This is a genomic window from Saliniramus sp., assembly GCF_035311605.1.
Taxonomy (GTDB): Bacteria; Pseudomonadota; Alphaproteobacteria; order Rhizobiales; family Beijerinckiaceae; genus Saliniramus.
This window is the reverse complement of sequence record NZ_DATGCW010000200.1, coordinates 1-3,421: the sequence shown is the minus strand read 5'-3', so window position 1 is coordinate 3,421 and position 3,421 is coordinate 1. Positions and strand designations below refer to the sequence as shown.

The window sequence follows — 3,421 nt, the reverse complement described above, 5'->3', positions numbered from 1 at the left end:
CGCCATGACGCGCACCATAACCTATTATTTCACCAGCAGTTCGCCGTGGACCCATATCGGTCACGAACCCTTTCTGGAGGTGGTGGCGCGGCACGCGCTCAAGGTCGAATACCGGCCGATGCCGGTGTCCGAGGTGTTCGCGCGCACCGGCGGTCTGCCGCTCGGGCAACGCCCGCCACAGCGTCAACGGTATCGTCTTCTTGAACTCCAGCGCTGGCGCGACCGGCGCGGCATGACCTTCAACATCCAGCCCAGATTCTTTCCCGTCGATCCCGGCCTCGCCGACCGGAGCGTCATCGCGCTGATCGCCCGCGACCGCGATCCTGCCACGTATCTGCGCCGCATCTTCGAGACTGTCTGGGAAGAAGAGGGCGATATATCCGATGCCGAGACGCTCGCAGCGCTTCTCGACGAGGCTGAGCATCCCGCACAGGCGGTTCTGGACGAGGCTCGCGGCAATGCGGTCGAGGCGCTCTACACGCTGAACGCGGAGAGCGCCGTTGCGGCGGATGTATTCGGTGCGCCGAGCTATGTTCTGGACGGCGAGGTATTTTGGGGGCAGGATCGCGTCGAATTGCTCGACGATGCCTTGTCGAGTGGTCGCGCGCCTTACAGGCCCTGAAGCGCGCCGTAACGCTATCTCAATCCAAGCGTGCGACAGGGCGACTCGTTTCAACCCTGCATCAACGCCCGGATCCCGCCCATGCCCTTGACTGACATCGCTTTTCTCGTCGCCGGCTTCGTTCTGCTTCTCGCCGGCGGAGAATATCTCGTGCGTGGTTCGGTCTCGATCGCGCGAAGCTTCGGTATCTCGCCGATGGTGATCGGCCTGACGCTGGTGGGTTTCGGCACCTCCGCGCCGGAACTGATGGCGAGCATCAATGCCGCGCTCAAGGGGGCGCCGGGGATAGCGGTCGGCAACGTCGTGGGCAGCAATATCGCGAATGTTTTCCTGGTGCTGGGCATCGCCGCGCTGATCTTCCCGCTCGCGACCAGGCGCGAGGCCTATCGGCGTGACGGCCCGGCGCTGATCCTCGCCACCGTCATACTCGTCCTGATGGTGCTCTCGGGCGAAATCGGTCGGATCGCCGGGGCGATCGGGGTAGCGTTGCTGGTCGTCTATACGAGTTTCACCTGGTGGAGTGATCGCCGCTCCCTCGATGCCGGGGCAGTGATGCACGGACAGGAGGCCGAGGAGGTCGACGAGATTCCGCAAAGCTCCATGCCGATTGCGCTCCTGATGGGCTTCGGCGGGCTGGCAGCCGTGCTCTACGGGGCGGATCTGCTGGTGGACGGGGCGATCGGTATCGCCCGGAATTTTGGCCTGTCGGAGGCGGTGATCGGGCTGACCATCGTGGCGATCGGCACCTCGCTGCCGGAAGTCGCCACCGCCGTGATCGCGGCCTGGCGCCGGCATGCCGATGTCGCCTTCGGCAATATCGTCGGCAGCTGCATCTTCAACATTCTCGGCATTCTCGGCGTGACGGCGCTGGTCATGCCGCTCGCGGTGCCCCCTGAGATCGCCCTGTTCGACGTCTGGGTGGCCGCTTTCGCCGCGATTATCTTCGTCATCTTCGCCATGACCGGCTGGCGCATCGGCCGCCGCGAAGGCGCGGTGCTCAGCCTGCTCTATGTCGCCTACATCGCGATCCAGTTCTCGCCGGGCCTGCGCGGGATGGTCGGGCTGGGGGCGGTGTGAGGAGACTGGCTCCGGATCAAGTGTGTCAATTACATTCAATGAATGCTATCTAAGAAAATTACAATTTTATATTGTATCGATTATCACGCTGCGGTGTGGTTGAGGAAAATTGCCGGATGAAGCTGGATACGAAAGCGTTTTTTGAAGCGTGCAGAGGCGATAGCGACTTGATGGCCTTCATCGCAATTTGCATGATGGCTACGGTGATCTCGATAACGAAATCGTTCTTTCTTGCTGCTGGAATGGCGGCGGTCTTTGCAATAATCTGGATATTGATAAGAAGCGCGTTATTAAGGGTACGGATAAAGGAAGAGGCTGCGGGGATCCGGCGTAAAACAGGGCATTTATCGAAAGATGTAATTGATACCTGCGCGACCAATAACGAACGAAGCGAGTTAGAAATGGGGCACGGAAAGGATCATCATGATGGCTGACATTGATCCAACTATCCTCAGTATCGTCACCGTCGTTGCAGCGCTCGCCGGCGCTTCTATGGCGTGGTTCTGGCGCAGTAAGGCCGAGCTTGAGCACCGTTACGATTTCCTTCTGCACCTTCGCCAGGATCTCTGTCAGGCGTTTTCTGCAGCGAAGCGCGTGCTTCAGGAAAACGACCTGCCTCCGCAAGTGCGTCGCATGATCCTCTTTCTCGTCTCCGGCTATGCCGACGAGGCACGTGGCAAGGCCTTTGCCGATTTCATGCTGGACCATGTCGCAGCTGGCGCCCGCGATGCCGATAGGCCGTCCGAAGACGGGATCAGCGCTGCCATGGAAGATCTGTGGCGCAGGGATCCGGACCTGGCGAAGGAGGTTCATGGCATCCTGGCCAGCCTGTCCTTCGGGCTGATGATGCTGAACAATATCGAACGTTTCCGCGTACGCCGTCTGGAGGCCGAAACCGCGCGGGCGCCGGACACGCTTGTTCAGCGTCTGGCAGGCATCATCAAACGCGATCTTGAAGACGGTCATCGGCACGATGATGATGGCTTGCGGACCGTTTAGCAGCAAGCGCGACCACACCGACGGGAGCATATGCCCCCGCCTGTATTGCCTTGATCACCGCATCGTCGGGATGACGAATTCCGCGCCGTCCTTGACGCCGGAGGGCCAGCGGGAGGTGACCGTCTTGGTCTTGGTATAGAAACGGATCGCGTCCGGGCCGTGCTGGTTGAGATCGCCGAAGGCCGAGCGCTTCCAGCCACCGAAGGTGTAATAGGCGATCGGCACCGGGATCGGCACGTTGATACCCACCATGCCGACATCGACCTGCGCCGCAAAATCACGGGCGGCATCGCCGTCGCGGGTGAAGATCGCGACGCCGTTGCCGTATTCGTGGTCGTTGGCGAGCGCCAGCCCCTCGTGGAAGCTCTTGGCGCGCACCACGGAAAGCACGGGGCCGAAGATTTCTTCCTTGTAGATACGCATGTCCTTCGTCACGTTGTCGAACAGGCAGCCGCCCATGTAGAAGCCGTTCTCATAGCCCTGCATGGTGAAGCCCCGCCCGTCCACGGCGAGGGTTGCGCCTTCCTCGATGCCGATCTCGACGTAATCCTTGATCTTGTCGAGATGCGCCCTGGTGACGACGGGGCCGAAATCGGCGCCGGGATCGGTCGAGGGGCCGATCTTGAGGGATTCGACGCGCGGGATCAGCTTTTCCATCAGCCGGTTCGCCGTCTCCTCACCCACCGGCACCGCCACCGAGACCGCCATGCAGCGCTCGCCGGC

General features: G+C 61.4%; 5 protein-coding genes. 4 read left to right on the top strand and 1 reads right to left on the bottom strand.

Annotated elements, in window-relative coordinates; all coding sequences use genetic code 11:
* The 4 genes from VKP01_RS09185 to VKP01_RS09170 form a co-directional block, all read left to right on the top strand.
* Positions 1-622: 2-hydroxychromene-2-carboxylate isomerase (locus tag VKP01_RS09185; protein ID WP_324411850.1), on the top strand; the 622-nt coding region annotated here is incomplete at its 5' end.
* Between the two features lie 81 nt (positions 623-703).
* Positions 704-1,699 (top strand): calcium/sodium antiporter, encoded by a 996-nt coding sequence (locus tag VKP01_RS09180; RefSeq protein WP_324411849.1) that lies wholly within the window; start codon positions 704-706, stop codon positions 1,697-1,699.
* A gap of 116 nt (positions 1,700-1,815) precedes the next feature.
* A complete protein-coding gene (locus VKP01_RS09175) occupies positions 1,816-2,133 on the top strand; it encodes a hypothetical protein (protein WP_324411848.1) in 318 nt (105 codons plus the stop codon).
* Entirely contained in the window at positions 2,126-2,698 is a 573-nt protein-coding gene (locus VKP01_RS09170; RefSeq protein ID WP_324411847.1) for a hypothetical protein, read from the top strand. Before VKP01_RS09175 ends, VKP01_RS09170 begins: the two co-directional genes overlap by 8 nt.
* A gap of 54 nt (positions 2,699-2,752) precedes the next feature.
* Here the strand turns inward: VKP01_RS09170 and VKP01_RS09165 are convergent.
* On the bottom strand, positions 2,753-3,421 hold a 669-nt coding region (locus tag VKP01_RS09165; RefSeq protein ID WP_324411846.1), incomplete at its 5' end, for an aldehyde dehydrogenase family protein.

Coding starts and splice junctions, on each gene's coding strand:
- VKP01_RS09175 (WP_324411848.1), top strand. CDS start 1,816: ATGAAGCTGGATACGAAAGCGTTTTTTGAAGCGTGCAGAGGCGATAGC.
- VKP01_RS09180 (WP_324411849.1), top strand. CDS start 704: ATGCCCTTGACTGACATCGCTTTTCTCGTCGCCGGCTTCGTTCTGCTT.
- VKP01_RS09170 (WP_324411847.1), top strand. CDS start 2,126: ATGGCTGACATTGATCCAACTATCCTCAGTATCGTCACCGTCGTTGCA.